Annotated in this window: 13 protein-coding genes; 7 read left to right on the forward strand and 6 right to left on the reverse strand. The window is 70.9% G+C overall.

The window, feature by feature from the left end; translation table 11 throughout:
• Positions 1-29: 29 nt before the first annotated feature.
• The gene (locus ACW14Y_RS39740) at positions 30-668 is read left to right on the forward strand and encodes a CGNR zinc finger domain-containing protein (protein WP_456985254.1); all 639 of its coding nucleotides are present in this window, start codon (positions 30-32) and stop codon (positions 666-668) included.
• Between the two features lie 22 nt (positions 669-690).
• Here ACW14Y_RS39740 and ACW14Y_RS39745 read toward each other — a convergent pair whose 3' ends face one another.
• Positions 691-2,049 carry a Fic family protein gene (locus tag ACW14Y_RS39745; RefSeq protein ID WP_456985255.1) on the reverse strand — a complete coding sequence of 453 codons (1,359 nt, stop codon included), beginning with the start codon at positions 2,047-2,049 and terminating at the stop codon, positions 691-693.
• Between the two features lie 433 nt (positions 2,050-2,482).
• Between ACW14Y_RS39745 and ACW14Y_RS39750 the strand changes: the two genes are divergently transcribed.
• Together ACW14Y_RS39750 and ACW14Y_RS39755 are read left to right on the forward strand one after the other, a co-directional pair.
• A complete protein-coding gene (locus ACW14Y_RS39750; protein ID WP_402724052.1) occupies positions 2,483-3,250 on the forward strand; it encodes a DUF4232 domain-containing protein in 768 nt (255 codons plus the stop codon).
• A 263-nt stretch (positions 3,251-3,513) separates the two neighbouring features.
• On the forward strand, positions 3,514-3,669 hold the full coding sequence (locus ACW14Y_RS39755) for a hypothetical protein (RefSeq protein WP_380438310.1): 156 nt from the start codon (positions 3,514-3,516) through the stop codon (positions 3,667-3,669).
• A gap of 51 nt (positions 3,670-3,720) precedes the next feature.
• Here ACW14Y_RS39755 and ACW14Y_RS39760 read toward each other — a convergent pair whose 3' ends face one another.
• Positions 3,721-4,713, reverse strand: coding sequence for a protein kinase domain-containing protein (locus ACW14Y_RS39760; RefSeq protein ID WP_456985256.1), 993 nt, complete (start codon positions 4,711-4,713; stop codon positions 3,721-3,723).
• Between the two features lie 111 nt (positions 4,714-4,824).
• Positions 4,825-5,283 (reverse strand): hypothetical protein, encoded by a 459-nt coding sequence (locus ACW14Y_RS39765; RefSeq protein WP_380391622.1) that lies wholly within the window; start codon positions 5,281-5,283, stop codon positions 4,825-4,827.
• 301 nt (positions 5,284-5,584) lie between these two features.
• Between ACW14Y_RS39765 and ACW14Y_RS39770 the strand changes: the two genes are divergently transcribed.
• On the forward strand, positions 5,585-6,412 hold the full coding sequence (locus ACW14Y_RS39770; RefSeq protein ID WP_456985257.1) for a lipase family protein: 828 nt from the start codon (positions 5,585-5,587) through the stop codon (positions 6,410-6,412).
• 54 nt (positions 6,413-6,466) lie between these two features.
• Here ACW14Y_RS39770 and ACW14Y_RS39775 read toward each other — a convergent pair whose 3' ends face one another.
• Positions 6,467-7,210 (reverse strand): hypothetical protein, encoded by a 744-nt coding sequence (locus ACW14Y_RS39775; RefSeq protein ID WP_456985258.1) that lies wholly within the window; start codon positions 7,208-7,210, stop codon positions 6,467-6,469.
• A 252-nt stretch (positions 7,211-7,462) separates the two neighbouring features.
• Between ACW14Y_RS39775 and ACW14Y_RS39780 the strand changes: the two genes are divergently transcribed.
• The 3 genes from ACW14Y_RS39780 to ACW14Y_RS39790 all read left to right on the forward strand — a co-directional run bounded on the left by ACW14Y_RS39780 (position 7,463) and on the right by ACW14Y_RS39790 (position 17,156).
• Positions 7,463-7,876 (forward strand): hypothetical protein, encoded by a 414-nt coding sequence (locus tag ACW14Y_RS39780; RefSeq protein WP_380309289.1) that lies wholly within the window; start codon positions 7,463-7,465, stop codon positions 7,874-7,876.
• 729 nt (positions 7,877-8,605) lie between these two features.
• A complete protein-coding gene (locus ACW14Y_RS39785) occupies positions 8,606-16,720 on the forward strand; it encodes a ricin-type beta-trefoil lectin domain protein (RefSeq protein ID WP_456985259.1) in 8,115 nt (2,704 codons plus the stop codon).
• 58 nt (positions 16,721-16,778) lie between these two features.
• Complete coding sequence (locus ACW14Y_RS39790) at positions 16,779-17,156, forward strand: hypothetical protein (protein WP_456985260.1); 378 nt, start codon at positions 16,779-16,781, stop codon at positions 17,154-17,156.
• Positions 17,157-17,903: 747 nt separating this feature from the next.
• Here the strand turns inward: ACW14Y_RS39790 and ACW14Y_RS39795 are convergent.
• Positions 17,904-18,788, reverse strand: a complete 885-nt coding sequence (locus ACW14Y_RS39795) for a DMT family transporter (protein ID WP_456985261.1) — start codon at positions 18,786-18,788, stop codon at positions 17,904-17,906.
• A gap of 50 nt (positions 18,789-18,838) precedes the next feature.
• Complete coding sequence (locus ACW14Y_RS39800) at positions 18,839-19,642, reverse strand: alpha/beta fold hydrolase (RefSeq protein WP_456985262.1); 804 nt, start codon at positions 19,640-19,642, stop codon at positions 18,839-18,841.
• Positions 19,643-19,678 lie beyond the last annotated feature (36 nt).

Raw genomic sequence — 19,678 nt, forward strand, 5'->3', positions numbered from 1 at the left:
AGCGATGTCAACCGCATAGAGTGGTGGACATGAAGGGTCAGCTGAAGGACACGACACCGGACGGCACCGACGGCGCGGACGGCGTCCGGGAGGGGCGTCAGCGCGCCAAGAGCGACTTCCGCTTCGACGACGCGCGGCTGTGCTTCGCCTTCGTCGGCACGCTGGCCGACCGCGGTACCGCTGCGCCCTTCGAACGGCTGGCCGGCCCCGAGGACTTGAGCCGTTGGGCGGTGGAGAGCGGCTGCACCACGGTCGTGCCGCCCTGCACCGGGGCCGACCTCGACCGGGCCCGGCACCTCCGCGAGGCGATCCACCGGACCGGCCGGGCCCTGGCGGACGCCGCCCCGCCCGCGCCGGAGGACCTCGCGCTCGTCAACCGCGCCGCCGCCGAACCGCCGTCGACACCCGAACTCGCCCCCGACGCCACCACCGTGCGCTGGCACGGCGACGGGATCGCGGCGGTACTGTCCATGGTCGCCCGGGACTTGATCGCCCTCTGCGCCTCCGAGCACCGCGCCCACGTCCGCCTCTGCGGAAACCCCGACTGCGAGGTCCCCTTCGTCGACACCTCGCGGGCGAGCGCCCGCCGCTGGTGCTCGATGAAGACCTGCGGCGCCCTCGCCAAGAAGCGCGCCTACCGCGCGAGGCAGCAGACGCCGGACCGTTGAGACGGGCCCGCGGCCCGGCGGGTCACCGGGTGGCGGCGCGGCTCTGCCCGATGGAGAACGCGACGGTACGGCACAGGGCCAGTGCGTCCTGCGGATCGTCGGCCCGGCGGCCGAACCTGCGGATCAGCAGCACCGAGTCGAGCGTGACGCCCGCGCGGGCCAGCACGAACACCAGCGTGAGCAGGGCGGCGCGGGCGTTGCCGTCGTCGAACGGGTGGAAGAAACAGACGTCGAGATGGGCCCGGGCCGCCCTCGCGGCCAGGGAGAGCCGGTCGCCGGCCGCCTGTGCCAGGCAGGCGTCGAGCCGGGCGCGGGTGTCGGGGCCGATGCCGTAGCGCTCCTCGCCGCCCTTGGCGAAGGCGGGGAGGGTGCGCAGCGGCGGCGGTTCGGGAGTGCCCAGGACGTGCTGCTGCCAGCGGCGCAGAAGCTCGAAGTCGAGGACCGCTCCGCGTGCCGCGTCGGCCCGCACCAGCTCCAGCGCGGCGAGCAGGCCGGCGCCGCGAGCGGGGTCCACGACGGCGTCGAAGGAGCGGAAGTCCTCCGCGGCCCCGTCCCGGGCGGTACTCATCGGTCCACCGTCGTCACTGCCGTCGTCACTGCCGTCGTTCTCCGGCCACGGCACACTGTTGCGCACCGCGATCCAGCGCTCCAGGTGGTCCGGGAGCGGGCCGCGGTCCGGCGGTGACCAGCGGGTGTCCTGCGGGCGCAGCGGGCCGACAAGTTTCTCGGCGATGTCCTCCGCCAGGACGGTGTCCGGCGAGGTCCAGCTCTCGAACCGGCCGCCGACCGCCTGCCGCACCAGGCGCGCGGCCGGCTCGGGGGCGACACCCCAGTAACCGAGGAACCAGCCCAGGACCTGCAGGCAGTGCCGGTACCAGCCGCTCTCGGCGCCCGCGCGGTCGGCCACCTGCAGAATCAGGTTCCGGGCGGCGCGCTCCCACAGGATCCGGTCCGCCACCAGGGTCTCCGGGTCCAGCGGGTAGGCCTCGAACCACTCCGCGAGGTCCTCCAGCCACTCGCGCCACTCGCACAGTGCCGCGACGACCCGGTCGACGGTTTCCTCCGGGGTGGTGATCGAGTGCGAGCCGCAGCACCAGCTTCCGACCGGCCCCCCGTCGACGTCCCCCTCGCCGACGGACCAGCGCCACCCCGCCGCCCACCGGCCGTAGCGTTCCACCAGCACGTGCGTCATGGCATCGGACCACGGCTTGGCCACGTCCCAGGCCCAGTTGACCCGGGTCGGATCGAAAGCGGGGTCCAGCCGGGAGGGTACCTGCCGCGCCGGGCCGAGGGAGCGGACCACCCGCGCTGCCGAGGCGGGATCGAAGGGGTGGTCGGCCGGGTCGACCTCGTCCCAGGTGAGGTCTGCGGGGTAGAGCATGGTCAACACCCGCTCAGCCTGCCACGGGGGCCGGGGGTGCGGGCAACGGTATTTCCGCCCGGGCGCCGGTAGCGACGCAGGCCGTCGGGGTCATTTCGCCGACGGGGTCGGTGGAGGAACCGACCCCGCAGCGGCGTCGTACGTCCGTGGCCCCGGTGTGCCGGACGGGCACTTCCGGGGCGCGGGAGGGGCAGAACAGCGGGGCGGACGGGGCAGCGAGGTGGGGCGGGAGGCTCCGGGAAGTCCCGTCCGGCTGTGTCGAGTGGAAGCGTTCTCGCAGGTCAGGAGCGGTGATGTCGGCTCCGGTGGGCCGGATCGCGAGTGCGGGGTCATCGGGTGAGGCGGGGAGCGGGTCGCAGTACTGTCCGGCGGGGTTCGGACGGCGGTGCCGGGCGGCCCCGTTCGTCCGCACTTCGACCTCGGGGGATCTGCCATGTCGGCTCGCCGTACCCTGCTCGTTCCGGCCGCGCTGGTCGGCGTCCTCCTTGCCGTGAGCGGCTGCGGACCCGACGACCCCGGCGGCCCGGGACCTGCGCAGGCCGCGACCGGTGGCCCGACGACTGCTCCGGTCAGTGCCCCGGCCGGCGTCCCGGCGAGTGCCCCGGCCGCTGCCGCTCCGAGCGGCGCTGCGACCGCCGCACCCGCCGCACCCGGTACGGCCGCGCCGAAAGCCACGACGCCCGCGACGCCCGCCGCGACCGCGCCCGGCGGCGGAGGTGTCGACGAGGCCTACGCCTACGCCCACCCCTGTGACGCCAAGGACCTCGTGATCCGGGTGACCGCCCGCCCCGAGGCGACGAGCCAGCGGGTGATCGAGGTGCGCAACCAGGGCGCGCGCTCCTGCGGCCTGAGCTACTTCCCGCTGGTCAGCCTGGGCGACTCGCACGCCGCCGACCGGGGCAAGGACATCAGGCCGCTGGTCCCGGGCGGGCTGGGCGGCCCGCCCGCGTACCCGGTCGGCGCCGGGCGGACGGCGTTCGCCGTGATCGACCTCAACCCCGGCGGCGGATCCGCCACGACCTCGGCCGGGATCGACGAGCTGAACGTGGTGGCCGACGGTGACCACATGCCGGCCGCCGAGACGCGGAACTTCCCGCTCGGCCCCGGTGCGAAGGTCAGGGCGCCCAAGCTGGGCCTGTACCGGGCCACCGTCGCCGACGCCGTGGCCAGCGCGGCGACCGCGGACCAGCAGCAGCAGTAGCGGTCGTCGTGCTCGGCCGAGCGGGAGGGCCTTGACGCCGGAGAGGCGCGGGACGAGCGGGACCGGGTGGTCATGAGGTCGAAGCCGGTCGGCCGGCTCCCCCCGCCTCCGGAGGCCCCGGCTGCCGGACGGGCACGTCACCCGAACGCCGGGCCGCCCGTACGGGGCGCGCGATCCAGCGTGTCCGACGTGCTGTCCGCGGTGGCCCGGGCCCGGTTGGTAGGTTCACCCGGACGCACTGACGACGGACACGAAGGAGCGCCATGGGCGTCCTCCGCAAGCTCACCTCGATGGGCACGCTCGGGCTGGTCGACTTCCGCAGCGACAAGGAACGGATCGCCAGGAACACCAAGCAGACCGTCAGGGAACTGAGGAAGCAGACGAAGCTGATGAAGGAAGCGAAGAAGCGCGGCAAGTAGCGGAGGCCGCCGCTCCCGGAACTGTCCCCCCGGGGGGGCGGGCGGGGCGGCTCACGGGCGTGCTCCGGTGAGGGCGAGGGCGGCGCGCAGCTGGGTGGTGAAGTGTCCGGTGCTGGGGTGGCGGTGGGCCGGGTCGGGGTGGAGGGCCCGGTGCAGCACGTCGGCGAGGCGGGGCCAGGTCGCGGTGGGCCAGCCGGTGAGGGGCCGGGGCGGGTGGTCGAGCTGGTGCTCGCGGGTCTTGCGGCGGCTGCCGGTCCGCGGGACGTGGTGGCGCTGCTGGAGGACGCGGTAGAGGATCGCGGCGGTGCTGTACTGGTCGCCGGCGGTGGTCGGGACGTGGCCGGACCGGGAGTCGAGGCACTCGGGTGCGGCGTACAGGGTGGTGGCGCAGCGGTCCAGGGCGCCGGGGTCGGGGTCGCCGCTGTGCACGCAGCTGTCGAGGTCGATGAGGGTGAGGGTGCGGCCGTGGCCCAGGACGATGTTGCGGGGGCTGAGGTCGGCGTGGACGACGCCGTGGTGGTGGAGGCCGTCGAGGGCGTGGCACAGGGTCAGGGCGAGGTGGGTGAGGAACTCGGCGCTGCCGGGTGACCAGGCGCTCATGGAACGGTCGAGGTGGTCGAGCAGTTGGTGGAGGGTGAGTCCGGGCTGCCAGGCGACGGCGAGGTAGTGGAGGCCGTCGTGGACGCCTTCCCCGGTGAGGTCGGCGACCAGCGGGTGCGCGGCTGCCTGCCGCAGGCCCCGGGCCTCGTTGCGGGCCCGGGCGAGGCTGCTGGGCGCGGCGTCCAGGCAGGTGGTCTTGAGGGCGACGCGGGCGCCGCCGGGTGCGAGGGCCCGGAACACGTTCTGGCAGCCCCGGCCGTGCAGGAGGTCCAGCGGCGTGTGGCCGGCGATCCCGGTGCCCAGCAGATCCTGCGGGCCGCGGCCGTGCGGGCAGCGACGGGAGGGGCGTTGGCTCGTCTGCTGCCCGCGTTGCCACAGCCGGGGCTGTTCGCGATGGTGCGGCGGTGGTGCGGCGGCTTCGACGGTGGGGATCGGACGGGGCACGGTGTCCTTCGCTCCAGGAGGGGGCGGCCGGGTGGGGTGCGGGGGAGAGGCGTGGGGCGCGGGGCACGGCCGTCCGGCCGTGCCCCGACCGGGCGCGTGGTGGCGTGGCTGTCAGGTGCGGCTGACGGTGAAGGGGATGCGCTTGCTGACGTCCTGGACGCGGATCGCCCCGCTGATCTTCGTGACGCGGGTCCCGCCGTTGCCGCACACCACGCTGTCGCCGATGCCGTGGCCGGCGTAGGAGACGAAGGTGATCGTGCCGCGGCCGGTGGTGTCGACCCGGAGCTCGAACGGGCCGACGGCGTAGCGGGAGTCGGTGGGGCCGGTGGCGATCTCGGTCTTGAAGGAGTTGACCCCGAAGGTGACGGGACTGATGCTCAGGGCCCGGTCGTTGCCGTTGCTGGAGGCCGTCCCGATGAACGGCAGATCGAGGCCGGCCAATCCGACGTAGTCGCTGACGGAACCGCCGCAGGAGTCGGCGGTGGCGGCCCGGGCCGGAACGACGGTCGCGGTGCCGGCGGCCAGGAGGAGAGCCGCGGTGGTGGCCGCGGCCAGGCTGGTTCTTCTCATGGAACGTGAGTGTCCTTTCCTCCGGATATGTGGCCATCAGTGTGCGAACCGGAGGGGCGTGGGCGGTGGAACGAGCTCCGACCCGGCCGGTGCCTCCCCCGGAACGGAGTAGTGGTGGCCGTCGGCGACGGGCGCCGGTCCTGGGCGGGGAGGTTCACCGACTCGGCGCCGGGGTCCGGCCAGTCCGGACAGCCCGGTCCGGACAGCCCGGCCGGGCGTCCCGGCGCGTCCCGGGACGGATCGTTCGTCCACGGGCCTATGGTGCTGGGTGCTCCCGCCCAGGCTCTCCCGGAGGACACCGATGGCCGTTCCCGCGCTGGACCATGCGACGACCCGTTACTCCCTGCACCACGCCTACTGGATGGCGCGCGCGGCGGGCCTGGCGCCGCTGGAACGCGGGGCCATCGAGCAACAGGCGCGGGTGTGGGGGTTCCAGGAGGTCAGGCACTTCGAGTCCCAGCACGCGATGCCGTTCCCGATCGAGGACACCCAGGCCTACGTCATGGCCGGTGACCGCATGATCGTCGTCGGGTTCCGCGGCACCGAGGTGCTCAAGATCTACGACTGGCTCACCGACGTGAACACCCCGCCGGTCCCCGGCCCGGCGAACAAGGGCTTCGTGCACTACGGCTTCCACCAGGCACTGCAGTCCGTCTACCCCGGGATCCGCGACACCGTGAAGGAGTTGCGCACCGGGAACCAGAGCATCTGGTTCACCGGGCACAGCCTCGGCGGCGCGCTCGCGATGCTGGCCGGCAGCAGGTTCTACTTCGAGGAGCCGCAGCTCCTGCCGGACGGCATCTACACCTTCGGACAACCCCGTACGTGCGAGCGCCTGCTCGCCGACGCCCACAACACGGCGTTCCGGCAGCGCTGCTACCGCTTCGTCAACAACAACGACATCGTCCCCCACCTGCCGCCCGGCCCGTTCTTCACCCACGTCGAGGCACTGCGCTACTTCGACGTGAACGGCCGCCTCCACGAGTCCATGCCGCTCGTCGCGGGGCTGAAGGACCGGGCCAAGGGCTTCGTCACCGACCCGCCGGCTCCCGAGACGGACGCCATCAGGGACCACCATCTGCCCAACTACCTGGCCGCGTTCGAGAAGAGCCTCGCCGCATCGGGCTGAACGACGCCTCCGCCCCGCGGCGCCGGGCGCCCGCCGTCACCCCCGCCGTCACCCTCACCGGAGGCCTCGCCACAGGCGTCGCCGTCGGCGGGATCCGGCGGGGGCCGCGTCCTCCGGTGACCGGGGCCTTCGGAGCGGGCCGGACCGGATCCCGCCGGTTTCGACCAGGCCGGTGAGGTGCGCGCCCAGGCCGACCGAGCCCACCGCGACAGCGGCCAGGCCGGCGTTGCGCGCGGTGGCGTCGGGCGGCCCGGGAGGCGGGCCGAGGCGGGACCGCGCCGGTCCCGAGGGGTCCATGGTGACGACGGTCTGCTCGCCGGTCCGCGGCATCCAGTCGCCCAGCTCCACATCTCCGTGCCTGCTGCCGTCGGCGAGGCGTACCTCGACGGTGGTGGAGGAGTTCTGGTCGCCCTTGTACACCTTGACGACCACCGCGGGGACGGTCGTGCCCCGGTCGTGGAGGGCCTGCTGGTCGGCCATCGACACGCAGTAGTCCTCGAAGACCAGCCAGCCGACCGCGAACACGACGAACGACGCCACGGACACCTTCCACCACCCGGGCCGGTAGGCCGCGCCGGCGACCAGCCCGAGAAACAGCGCCGCGGCAGCCGCCAGCATGACGACGACCTCGACCACATGGAGGAACACCCAGTGGTAGACCACCCACATCGACAGCCACCCCAGACCGGCGACCACCCCCGTCAGGACCGCGCCGAGGCCCACCGCTGACGCGCCGCGCACCACCGCCCGGCGCACCACCGGCACCCCGCGCCCGTCCGCCCCCGCCGCCACTCCCACCCCCGGTCCGTCGCACGCCGGTCCCTCGCTCCCCGCGGGCCCCGATCCAGCGTGCGCGGTCGGGCCGCCGGAGACAAGGCCCGTGCCGCCGCGACCGGAGCCGGTCACCGACCCGGCGCCCCGAACACCAAGCGAACGTCAACCTGCCGTCATGGAGCTCCCGTTCGCGGGCGCCGAGGATGGGGGCAACGGCAGGGGCGGGACCAGGGACCGTCCGGCACCCGGCGCCCCGGCCCGTAGGAGGGGATCACCATGTTCAACGGCAGGAAGCTGACCGCGACCCTGGCACTGCTCGGTGCCATGGCCACAGGCGGAGTGGTGGCCGCCGCCCCGGCGGGAGCGGCCCCGCGCGCCGCCGGCTCGCAGACCACCCTCGCCTCGGTGGGGATCCGGCTGAGCACCACCCACGGCGTCGGTGTGTACGGCTACTACAACGTCAGCAGCGCCAAGGTCGCTGCGGACCTCTTCCCGTCCTCGCACGACGGGATCGACGTCGACTGCTGGAGCGACTGGGGACAGGACATCGGCTCCGGGAGCCTCTGGTACCACACTTACCGCGAGTACCACAACGACGCCGGGTGGTCGCAGAGCGTGTACGGCTGGACCTACGCGGCGTACGTGGACTACGGCGCCGCCAAGAGCCGCCTTCCCTTCTGCGGTTACTAGACCTCACCGGTTCCCACCGTCCTGAGCGGGCCCGCGTCGCCCACCGACCGGGAACCGCACGGTCGGCCGGTGACACGTCGACACCGGCCGACCCCAGGGTAAAGCGGGCGGCAGCGCCTTCGGTGAGCTCCCGCGGCCGACCGTACGGGGGTCCCAGCCCACTCGACCGGTGTGCTGGCAACGGACGGCCACCGCCGGGGCGCCCACGCCCGGTCCGGGCTCCGGCACCCGACGCATGTCGGGTGCCGGAGCCCGGACCTTCTGCGTTCGGCGGACGAGGGCTCGTCGAGGGCTGGAATCCGTTGAACGTCCACGAAGTGCTTGCCCGACGAAGCAGGTGACCGACCGGCTGTCGTGCGTGTGCGTCATGCGTTGGTCGCCTCCATCGATCACGCGGCGTCACGGGCTCTCCGGCCGCCGCTCCTTGCGGGCCCGGGCTCGGATGCGTGGCACGCCGCGACCGCTGGCGGTTTCATATCGGACATACATGACCTTACGCCTCAAATTATTTCACCCTGCCCTTGTTTCTGATTATTCATTACATGACGATGCTTTATGTACTGTTACATAATTGTCATTGACTATGGTCGTGGGCCACCTATTGGGGGTGAGAGATTGAGGCGCACCTTTACCCGGTGCTTACTGTTCATTTGCCATTGAAAGAACCTGATGTCACGACGCACTCAGGCCTCGCCCGCGTTCGCGGGTGGGGCCTTCTCTTCGCGCTGGATGCGCCGAATATCGGGCGTGGTGACGCTCGGTCTGCTGGTTCAGACCGGTGTCGCGCTCGATGCGCTGACGGCGCCCGCGGCTTCGGCCGCGCCGGCTCCCCAGACTCCGCAGACCCCTCCCGCCGTCCCGTCGACCGAGGCGCCCGACGAGGCGTCCGCCCTGCTGGCGGCGCGCCTGCAGAACCGGCGGATCGAGGTCACCAAGGCCCGTACCGAGTTCACGACGCTGTGGGCGAACCCGAACGGGACGCTGACCGCGGACCGGTCCACCGGGCAGGTCCGGATGAAGGTCGGCGAGGCGTGGGTCCCGGTGGACACCACGCTGGTGCGGACGCCGGACGGCAAGGTCGCACCGAAGGCACACCCGGAAGGGCTGGTCTTCGAGGGCGGCGACCCCGGCGTGACCGTGGGCGACAGCCTTCCCGTGGCCCCGCCGACCGCGCCTCCTGTGGCCCCGTCGGCTCCCGCGCCGACTGCGGCTGCGAGCGCCGCCACGATCGCTCCGACGCCCGCCTCCTCCCCGGCCACGGCGGCCACGCCGTCCACCACGCCGACCGCCCCGGTCCCGGCCCCGACCCCGACTCCGGCAACGGTTGCCCCGACGGCGGCCCCGTCGACCGAGGCCCCGGAACCGACCGCCGGCGGGACTCCGGAGGCGAGTGCCTCGCCGTCCGCCGCCGATCGGGCGTCCCGGACCGCGGCCCGTGCGGCTGCCCCGGCGGCCGACCCGACGCCGACCGCTTCCGCATCGGCTCCCGCCGAGCGCCCGCTGGCCAAGCTCGGTACCGGTGAGCAGCAGGTCTCCTTCGGCTGGCTGGGCAGGCTGCCCGCGCCGAAGCTGGAGGGCAGCAAGGCCACCTACGTCGACGCCCGCCCAGGTGTCGACCTGGTGCTCCAGGCAACCCGGACCGGCTTCGAGCAGTTCCTGATCGTGAAGGACCGCTCCGCCGTCGCGCAGACCGGCCGGGTCACTATCCCGCTCGACACCACGGGCCTGACCGTCGCTCCGCAGCGGGACGGTTCGGTCCATCTGCTGGAGAAGGCGAGCGGCAAGCCGGTCGTCCGGCTCCCGGCACCGGTGATGTGGGACGCCGTCGTCGACCCGGCCTCGCTGGAGCACCTCAACCGTGCCCCGGTGACGATGGAGGTGCGCGGTCAGGGCGCGGACACCGAGCTGGTGCTCACCCCCGACGCGGCGTTCCTCGCCGACCCGAAGACCCAGTACCCGGTCACCATCGACCCGCCGACCGATGTCGCCGCGCTCTACGACACGTATGTGCAGACCGACGAGTACAACGACGTGTCGTCGTCGATGGACCTCAAGCTCGGCAGCTACGACGGCAAGACCGTGGCGCGCTCGTTCCTGACGGTCCCGGGTGGCGAATTCAACGGCAAGCAGATCCTCGAAGCCAAGCTCAACCTGTACAACTACCACTCATCCTCGTGCATCCCGAAGCAGTGGGAGGTGTGGGACGCGCGGGGCGCCGGCTGGTGGACGCGCTGGACCGACCAGCCGCAGTGGGGCCAGAAGTGGGCGACCTCGAACGACACCTTCGACGAGGACGGCGACGACCGGCACCAGTGCACCCGCCCGGACGGTTCGGTGTGGGCGAGCGCCGACGTCACCGAGATGGTCCAGTACTTCGCCGACCACGGCTTCGGTGAGTACGGCATCGGCCTGAAGGCCGCCGACGAGTCCAGCAGCCTGTCGTGGAAGCGGTTCAGCTCCGCCGAGGGCGGCGCCACGCCGTACCTCTCGATCACCTACAACACCGTTCCGGCGACCCCGGCCGCCGTCGAGGTCCAGCCCTCGCAGCCCGGCAGCCCGCGCTACACCCCGGACGCCAACCCGCGCTTCCAGGTGCAGGCCGCCGACGTGGACGGCGACGCGCTCAAGGTCTACCTGGACCTGTGGCGCGAAGGCGCCTTCGTCGGCTCCATCGCCAAGGACGTCCCGAACGGCGCCGTCGCGACCGTCCGCCCCTCCGACTACGGCCTCGCCAGGCTCGACGAGGGCGTGCAGTACTCGATCTGGGCGATGCTCGACGACGGCAAGTCCCGCTCCGGCTGGACCGGCACCCACCTGATCGCCGACACCGTCAAGCCCGGCGCACCGTTCGTGTCCTCGGCCGACTACCCGTCGGACGGTCTGTGGCACGGTACGGCGAACCAGCCCGGCTCGTTCACCTTCTCGGCCCCGCCCGGGACGAACGACGTCGGCGCCTACGTCTACACGCTGGACGGCGGCACGCCGGTCACCGTGGAGACCACGGGCGCGATCACCACGAGCATCACCCCGACCACCGAGGGCCGGCGCGTGCTCAGCGTGCAGTCCAAGGACCGTGCCGGGAACCTCTCCCCGCCCGCGACCCATGTGTTCCAGGTCGGCAGGGCCGGTCTGAGCTCGCCCGTGAACGGCAGTCAGTCGGCCAAGCGTGTCAAGCTCGCGGTGGACGCCCAGACGCAGTTCGAGCGCGTGGTCTACGAGTACCGCCGAGGCCCCGGCGCCACCGAGTACCCGGTGCCCCGGACCAACCTCACCAAGGCCGACAACACCCCGGTCACCGAGGACAAGCCGCGCCTGGACGACCTCGGCGGCCACGCCAACTGGACGGTCGTCGACACCCTCGGCAATGTCGGCGGTGTCGTCCAGGTCCGCGCCAAGCTGTTCCCCGCTGACGGCTCCGGCGACGGCTACCCCACGGTGTGGAACACCATCACGGTGGACCGCAACGCCGACGGCGCCGCCGCGACGGCCATCGGCCCCGGCTCGGTCAACCTCCTGACCGGCGACTACTCCACCGACGTCACCGACGCCAACGAGCTCGGCATGTCGGTCACCCGCACCACCTCCTCGCGCGACCTCGGACGCGGCTGGCAGCCCCAGGGCGAGCGACTGACGCTCAACCAGCGCCAGATCGGCACCGACACGGCCGGCTTCACCCCCGGCCCGGCCGAGGTCACCCGCTCCACCGCCCGGGGCCACGACAGCTCCACCGACTCGCTGCTGATCAAGCCCGCCGACAGCTGGGCCTCCTACGCGGCGATCGGCCCCGAGTACACCTTCGCCCAGGGCATGCAGCCCGGGAAGACCTACCGGCTGACCGGCTGGATCTACGTCCCCGGCGCCACCGGCCTCGACCCCGACCGCGCCGACATCGGCCTGCGCCTCGCCGGCCTCTACCGCACCCCCGCCGGTTACGGCGACGTGCTGTCCCCGAAGGCCGCCTTCACCGACGGCTGGCAGCAGCTGACCGTCGACATGGCCGTCCCGAAGGACGCCACCGAAGCCTGGTTCCGCCTCATCAACGGGTTCGGCGCCGGTACCGGCAAGGAGGTCTTCTTCGACGACCTGTCGCTGAAGGAGATCGTCGCCCCGTTCGGCCCGCAGTGGGCCGGCGGTCCCGACGCGGGCGCTGGTTCGGACTACCGTTCGCTGTCCTTCCCCCAGTCCGACCTGGTAGAGATCAAGGGCAACGACGACGGCACCCTCACCTTCGCCAAGGGCACCGACGGCACCCTCTTCCCCGAACCGGGCGCCGAATCACTCACCCTCAAGGCCGTCCCCGCGGCCTCCGGCGCACTGGTGCTCAACAGCACCGGCCAGTGCCTCGAAGCCCCGAACGGCTCGGCCGGCAACGGCGCCGCACTTCAGCCGGCACCCTGCACCGGAGCCACCAACCAGCAGTGGTCCCGCGGCGACGACCTGACGCTGCGCCTGCTCGGCCACTGCCTGGACAACCCGTGGGGCCAGGTCGACGACGGCTCCCAGCTGATGCTCTGGAGCTGCAACGCCGGTGACAACCAGCAGTGGGAGGTGCGCACCGACGGCACGGTGATGAACCGCCACTCCGGCAAGTGCCTGGACACCGACCGCGGCGCCTCCGTCTGGGTGTGCTGGGCCGGCCCGAACCAGGTCTGGGACGTGCAGACCGCCGGCACCACCTACGAGCTGTCCGAGCTGGACGGTTCGAAGACGGTGTTCGCCCGCCAGGCCGGCTCCTCCATCTACCAGGTGGTCGCGGACATCGGTCCCGAGGCCGCCTCCACCACCCGCTACCAGTACGACACCGCCGACGGCCGCTCCCTCGTGAAGCGCGTCATCCCGGCGGTCGAGCCGGGCGTGGACGACGCCAACCACTGCTCGGTGGACCCGCTGCCGCGCGGCTGCGAGGTCATGGAGTACGACTACGCCAAGTCCACCACCGCGACCGCCGGTGCCCCCGGTGACTACCTGGACCGCATCAAGGCGGCCAAGGTGTGGTCGTGGAACCCGGCGACCTCCAGGCAGGAGGCCGTCGAGGTCGCGCACTACGCGTACGACGACAAGGGCCGCATCGCCCAGGTCTGGGACCCGCGCCTGGCCCAGCCGCTGAAGATCTCGTACGGCTACGACACGGACGGCCGGGTCGTCCAGCTCGCGGCGGCCGGTCAGCTGCCGTGGAACTTCGACTACGGCAGGGCCGCGGCCGACCAGGACCCGGGGCGCCTGCTGAAGGTCCGCCGGGCCAGCCTCGCCCCCGGTTCCAAGGACCAGGTCAACGGCGAGATCGCGACCGCTGTCGTCTACGACGTGCCGCTGACCCGCGACGCGGGCGGTCCGTACGACCTGTCCGGCGCGGCCACCTGGGCGCAGACCGACGCACCCACCGACGCCACCGCCGTCTTCGGCCCCGAGGACGAGCCCGGCACCCACACGGCCACCGCGGTGAAGCCGGGTGCGGACGGCTACAAGCCGGCCGCCGTGCACTACCTCAACGCCTCCGGCAACGAGGTCAACACCGCCAGCCCGTCCGTCACCCCCGGCGGTGACATCGACACCACCGAGTACGACCGCTACGGCCACGCCGTGCGTTCGCTGCAGGCCACCAACCGCGCGATCGCGCTCGGGACGCACCCCGAGTGGGAGCGGTTCACGGCCGAACTCGGCCTGCCTCCGATCCCCGCCGAGCTGCTGGCCGCCGTCCTGACGGACGAGCAGAAGGCCCGCAAGGCCGAGATCACCAAGTCCCGGGCGCGGTTGCTCGACTCGCGCACCACGTATTCCCAGGACGGCCTGGACGTCGTCGAGACCCTGGGTCCGGTCTACCGCGCCTCGCTCGCCGAGGAGGTCAAGGGCCAGAGCGACCCGGTCACGGTGACCTGGGAGGCGGAGAAGCTCCCGCAGCTGGGCACCAACACCACCGTCCAGATCGACAACGACTGCTGCGGCCTGACCTGGTCCGGCGGTGCCCACCTGGGCATCCGCGGCACTCAGGCCGGAGCCTTCGCCAGCCTGCGGGTCAACGTCCCGGAAGAGGGCAAGTACCTCCTCACCGGCCAGCTGACCAAGAACAGCGACCACGGCACCGTCCAGTTCTCGATCGACGGCCAGTCCCCGATCGGCTCCCCGATCGACACCTACTCGGCCGATCCGGTGATCGCGCCCTACACCGCCGGACTGCCCGTCCACCTCACCCGGGGCGACCACGAACTCAGGGTCACGGTCACCGGGACGAACGACGCCTCCTCGGGCGAGCGCTTCCACACCGGCCTCGACACGGTCACCCTGACCAAGGACACCCTCAACCCCACCATGCGCGCCGGGGAATCGGTCGTCGCTCGGGACCACAACACCAACACCTACGACGAGGGCAAGCCCGACGGCCAGGCCTACCACCTGGTCACCACCAGCACCGACGGCGCCCGCATCGACGGCTACGCCGACGACGCGGAACTGCGGGTCACCAAGCAGGGGTACGACGCGCCGATCGGGGGGACCTCGGGCTGGACGCTGAAGGCGGCCACCTCGGTGACCACCGATGCGCTCGGCGCCAAGCTGACGGCCACGGTCAAGCTCGATGCCTCCGGGCGTGCTATGGAGTCCCGCAAGCCGGGCTCCAACGGCAGTGATGCCGGGACGGTCAAGGCGGTCTACTACACCGCCGGCGCCAACCCGGACGACGTTCTCTGCGGTAACCGTCCCGAGTGGGCGGGTCTGGGATGCGTCACGATGCCGGGCGGTGCCGTCGCGGATGCCGACGGTACCCGAATGCCGACGACCCTGCCGGTCAAGCGGGTCACCCGTTACTCGCCGTTCGGCGAGCCCGAGGAGACCACCGAGACCAATGCGGGCAAGTCCCGCAAGACCGTCACCACCTACGACGGCGCGGACCGGATCCTGTCGACCGAGATCACCTCGGACGAGGGCAAGCCGCTGCCGAAGGTCACCACCGAGTACGACCCCGCCACCGGCGGCATCGTCAAGACGAACGCCGGTGGCAAGTCGCTGGTGCGCGTCCTGGACGCGCTGGGCCGCCTGATCTCGTACACGGACGCCGACGGTGGCACCACCACCACGGAGTTCGACCGGTTCGGCAAGCCGGTGAAGGTTACCGACCCGACCGGCTTCAGCACCTACACCTACGACCGCGCGAAGGAGCCGCGCGGGCTGGTCACCTCGGTCAACGACAGCGTGGCTGGCGAGTTCACCGCGAAGTACGGTCCGGACGGCCAGCTGGTCGAGCAGACCTACCCCGGCGGCATCGTCCGCAAGGACACCACCAATGCCGTCGGCGAGGCCACCGGCCGCACCTACACCCGCACCAGCGACAACAAGGTGATCTGGGCCCAGACCACTGACATCTCCACCCAGGGCCAGGTGGCCAAGGACACCAGCTCCACCGCCACCCGCACCTACCAGTACGACCGGCTCGGCCGGCTGGTGAAGGCCGAGCAGTCCACGGTCGCCACCGGCTGCGTCACCCGCCAGTACACCTTCGACGATCGTTCCAACCGGCTGTCCAAGCAGACCTCCCCGAAGGGGGCGTCGGGCGAGTGCAGCACGACCGGAGCGGTCGCGGAGAACCACACCTACGACAGGGCCGACCGCCTCACCGACCCCGGCTTCGTCTACGACGCCTTCGGGCGCACGGTGAAGACCGCGACCGGCGCGACCAACACCTACTGGGCGAACGACCGCGTCGCGGCCCAGGAGAAGGGGGACACCAAGCAGGAGTGGGCCGTCGACGCGGCGCACCGCCTGACCGGGTTCACCACCAGTAAGAAGCAGGCGGACGGCTCGTGGGCCGGCGCCACGTCGAAGCTGAACCACTACGGTGACGACTCCGACGAGGTCCGCTGGACCGTCGAGGACACCACCCAGGGCACCCTGACCCGCAACGTCTCGGGCCCGGATGCGGACCTGGTCGCCACCACCAGCAGGACGGGTGACGTCCAGCTCCAGCTGACCAACCTGTTCGGCTCGGTGGTCATCACCACCGACACCGCGCTGACCAGGCCGGTGGTGCTGGACTTCGACGAGTTCGGCATCCCGCAGGACGGCCAGGCGGGCGTCCGGTACGGGTGGCTGGGCGGCAAGCAGCGCTCCGCCGAGGCCCAGGACGGCGACATCCTCATGGGTGCCCGCCTCTACAGCCCGGCGCTCGGCCGCTTCCTGCAGATCGACCCGGTGCCCGGCGGCAACGCCAGTGCCTACGACTACTGCACCGGCGACCCGGTCAACTGCACCGACCTCGACGGCAACTGGGGCATGCCCAAGTGGCTGAAGAAGACGGTCGAGGTCGTCGCCAAGGTCGCCGAGGTCGTGGCCACGGTCGTGCCTGGCCCCATCGGCGCGGTGGCCGGTGCGGTCTCGGCAGTCTCCTATGCCGCCACCGGTAACTGGGAGAAGGCCGCCGAGATGACGGCGACGGCGGCAGCACAGGTCGTCGGAGCTGGTGCGGCAGTGGGCGCTGCATTTGCGGCGGTAAAGACCGTGAAGGTAGCGCGTAAGGTGGCCTGGGCTGCAACCAAAGCAAAGGTCAAGTATACGGAGAAGCTGTTTCTCAGCAAGACCTTCGGGGGGAGGTCGGAAAAGTTCGGCAATGCGAGCATGACGGCATTTAAGAAGGGAGAGCAGAGGCTCGGCCTCAGGGAGCCCGGAAAGCCGGGGCGTTACAATAATGGAGACAAGGACACTAAATGGTCGGCGGGATGGTCGGTCCACAAGCGCGACGGTGACAAGAACCATCGAGTCGTCTTTAGAGTCAAGACTCCATTCAAAAAGCTCCGGAAGATCGATGTCTTGTGGGGGCCGCGAATCGGCAAGCATGCATTCAAGAGCCACTGGTAGTCGCAATTTCTGACGACGTCGGATATGTCAGCGAGAGGCTGAAATGGATATTGATGACATGGCGGAACGGATCTCGGTGGCCACATCATCTGCAGATGTGATTTCCGATTTCTTGCCGATCTCGATTGATGTAGACGAGATCGATCCTATGGTCACCGTGCATTTCGGGAGTCTTCTGGATATTGACCTGCGACCTGTGGGGGACTGGTCGATCTACAGCTTCTTCTGTGGAGGATTCTCGTTCGAGGAGATGTCGCCCGAGTCGGCAATTGCCGCAGTTCTGCTGATTGCAACAGGGAGTGCCAGTATTCGCTCCACTGGAAAGTGGATCTTCCGGGAGCTGGTGCTGGAGTTTAATATCGACGGAGAGGAGTGGAGAGATTATCGGTCGCCGTCCCGCGAGACGCCGCTGTGGGAGAAGCTCCTCAGTAGGTAAGATTGTCGACCTGATGCACCAGTAGGGTTCCGCTCTCTCGGGAAGTAGTCGAAGGTCTCTGTTGGATTCTGAACTTCGCCAAGGATTCAATGGAGAAATGGTAACTGTTCCGGTCTCTGCTTTGCGACGATTCCGATTATGCATGCTAGTTCCGTGCGACATGGGCAGGGCTGAATGAACGTCGAGGGCAATCTCTGATTTCAGAGGTTGCCCTCGACGCTGTCCGGTTGCTGATGCCGGCTAGGCTTAGCTCGGCTAGGTGATTCCTCGGTGTCCCGCATTCGGCACAGTGATCTCTCTGTCGGTGAGTGAGGTATGTGCGTAGCGGTTAAATGGAAGCTGACGGGGAAGGAATCTCAAAGAATTCACTCCCACTTGGGTGAAAATAGCCACCGAGTGAAGAGCGGGCCCTGTTGGCGGGTGGCTTTATTGTGATGGAATGGTCGGAAGATCTTTTTGAGGTGTGTGGAAATCCGGCACTGGCCCGACGTTATCTCGCTGTCCGAGCCGCTCAATGCCGTGTCGCGAGTTCGAGAATCCAGGGGAAATCGGATTTAAAAGAGAGGTGAGGTCGGATGGCCCGAGATCGCAATGTTTGGCGGAGGGGGACCTGGCGGCTGGCTAGGAAGGTCACTTCTCGTAGAACGAGGAATAGATGAGAGATCGATTCAACCGGGTGAAGCCGTGGGAGGCCCCGGGCGAGATCGACCTCGAAACCGGGGTGCCTCCGTAGAACGAGAGGCCCGGTCAGGTGCGGCGGGTGACGGCGACGCCGGCCAGGCAGAGGACGCCGCCGGCCAGGGTCAGGAGGGCGGGGGTTTCGCCGAGGAGGAGCCAGGCCATGGCGACGACGAGGGCGGGGACGGAGTAGGTGGTGGCGCCCATGCGGGCGGCGGTGGTGCGGGAGAGGGCGTAGGCCCAGGTGGTGAAGGCCAGGGCGGTGGGGAAGAGGCCGAGGTAGACCACATTGAGGGTCGCGGACATCGGTGCGGCGGCCAGGTCGGACACCAGCTGGGGGGCGAAGGGCAGGCAGGCGACCGCGCCGATCAGGCAGCCGAAGGTCGTCACCTGGAGCGCGGTGCCGTGTCGCAGGGCCGGCTTCTGGGCCACCACGCCCGCCGCGTAGGTCACGGCCGCGAGCAGGCACAGGCCGATGCCGAGCAGTGAGCTGCTGTCGCCGCCCGACTTGGAGAGGCCCACCACGACCACGCCGGTCAGGGAGACGGCCATCCCGGCGAGCAGCTTGGACGGGAGGCCCTCGCGCAGCAGCCAGCCGCCCAGCAGGGCGATCAGGACGGGTCCGATGCCGACCAGCATCGCCGCCGTGCCCGCGTCGACCTCCTGCTCGCCCCAGTTCAGGGCGACCATGTAGAGGCCGAACCAGAGCAGGCCCGAGACGGCGATGCCCGGCCAGGCGGCGCGCGGGGGCAGGCTCTCCCGGCGGTGGGCGAGCAGGCAGAGCAGGGCGACCGTTCCCACCAGCAGGCGGCCGAGAGCCAGCGATCCGGGCCCGAAGTGCTCGCTCGCGCTCCGGATCGCCACGAACGCGGATGCCCACAGGACCACCGCCGTCGAGGCCGCCGCCAGTGCCTTGCCGTCCCTCGGGGTCACGCCCGCCGCTGAGATGCTCATGCGGGAGAACCTATGGTGTCGAGGTTTCGGTCCGCACCGAAATATAGGGGTCAGCTGTTGAGGACGACGTCGGCGACCAGGCGGGCCACCGCCTCGGGCTGCTCCACCATCACCATGTGCCCGCTGTCGGGGACCTCCACCAGGGTGGCGGAGGGGCAGGCTTCGAGGGCGGCGCGCTCGGTGTCGGTGAGCCCCACCTCGTCCCGGTCGCCGCGCACCACCCAGGCGCGGGCGCCGGACTCGCAGAGCCGCGGCACCAGTTGGCCGTGGCGGTCCAGGTAGGCGAAGTACTCGGCGATGGCGCGGTTGCAGAACGCCGGGGAGTTCCGCTTCAGATCGGCGACCAGCTCCTCCCGGCGCCGCTCCGGGAAGCCCTCGGCCAGGACCTTCGGCGTCAGCCAGAGCATGACCGGCCAGACCACGGCACCCAGCCCCGGGATCCGCCCGAGTGTCGTGGCGACCGCGAGCGCCTTGGACTCGTCCGGTCGCGAGAACGTGGGGGAGAGCAGCACCACAGGGCCGGAGAAGTGTCCGCCGGCCACCATCTCCAGGGCGATGTTGGCACCGATGCTGTGGCCGACCACGGCCGTACAGCCGTGGTCGGCCGCGAAGGCGCCGGTGATCGCCGCGTAGTTCTCGATCGACACGTCCACGGGCGCGATGGTGCCGGCGTGGCCGGGGACGGTCGCCGCGATCAGGCGGATCGGTGCGTCGGCGAGTGCGGGGGCCGCCGTCATGTCGGCGAAGAAGGTCGTGCCGCACATCCCACCGGGCAGGAGCAGCACCCGGTGCGGGGCGTCGGGCGGGCCCGACTCCTGGACGTTCCAGGCGTGGAACTGCGCGGCACCGACCATGGTTCGACCCTCCGGACTCGTACGACGACCCGCATT

The organism is Kitasatospora sp. cg17-2, from assembly GCF_054031055.1.

Coding starts and splice junctions, on each gene's coding strand:
- ACW14Y_RS39800 (WP_456985262.1), bottom strand. CDS start 19,642: ATGGTCGGTGCCGCGCAGTTCCACGCCTGGAACGTCCAGGAGTCGGGC.
- ACW14Y_RS39755 (WP_380438310.1), top strand. CDS start 3,514: ATGGGCGTCCTCCGCAAGCTCACCTCGATGGGCACGCTCGGGCTGGTC.
- ACW14Y_RS39745 (WP_456985255.1), bottom strand. CDS start 2,049: ATGCTCTACCCCGCAGACCTCACCTGGGACGAGGTCGACCCGGCCGAC.
- ACW14Y_RS39780 (WP_380309289.1), top strand. CDS start 7,463: ATGTTCAACGGCAGGAAGCTGACCGCGACCCTGGCACTGCTCGGTGCC.
- ACW14Y_RS39750 (WP_402724052.1), top strand. CDS start 2,483: ATGTCGGCTCGCCGTACCCTGCTCGTTCCGGCCGCGCTGGTCGGCGTC.
- ACW14Y_RS39795 (WP_456985261.1), bottom strand. CDS start 18,788: ATGAGCATCTCAGCGGCGGGCGTGACCCCGAGGGACGGCAAGGCACTG.
- ACW14Y_RS39790 (WP_456985260.1), top strand. CDS start 16,779: ATGGCGGAACGGATCTCGGTGGCCACATCATCTGCAGATGTGATTTCC.
- ACW14Y_RS39770 (WP_456985257.1), top strand. CDS start 5,585: ATGGCCGTTCCCGCGCTGGACCATGCGACGACCCGTTACTCCCTGCAC.
- ACW14Y_RS39765 (WP_380391622.1), bottom strand. CDS start 5,283: ATGAGAAGAACCAGCCTGGCCGCGGCCACCACCGCGGCTCTCCTCCTG.
- ACW14Y_RS39785 (WP_456985259.1), top strand. CDS start 8,606: ATGCGCCGAATATCGGGCGTGGTGACGCTCGGTCTGCTGGTTCAGACC.
- ACW14Y_RS39740 (WP_456985254.1), top strand. CDS start 30: ATGAAGGGTCAGCTGAAGGACACGACACCGGACGGCACCGACGGCGCG.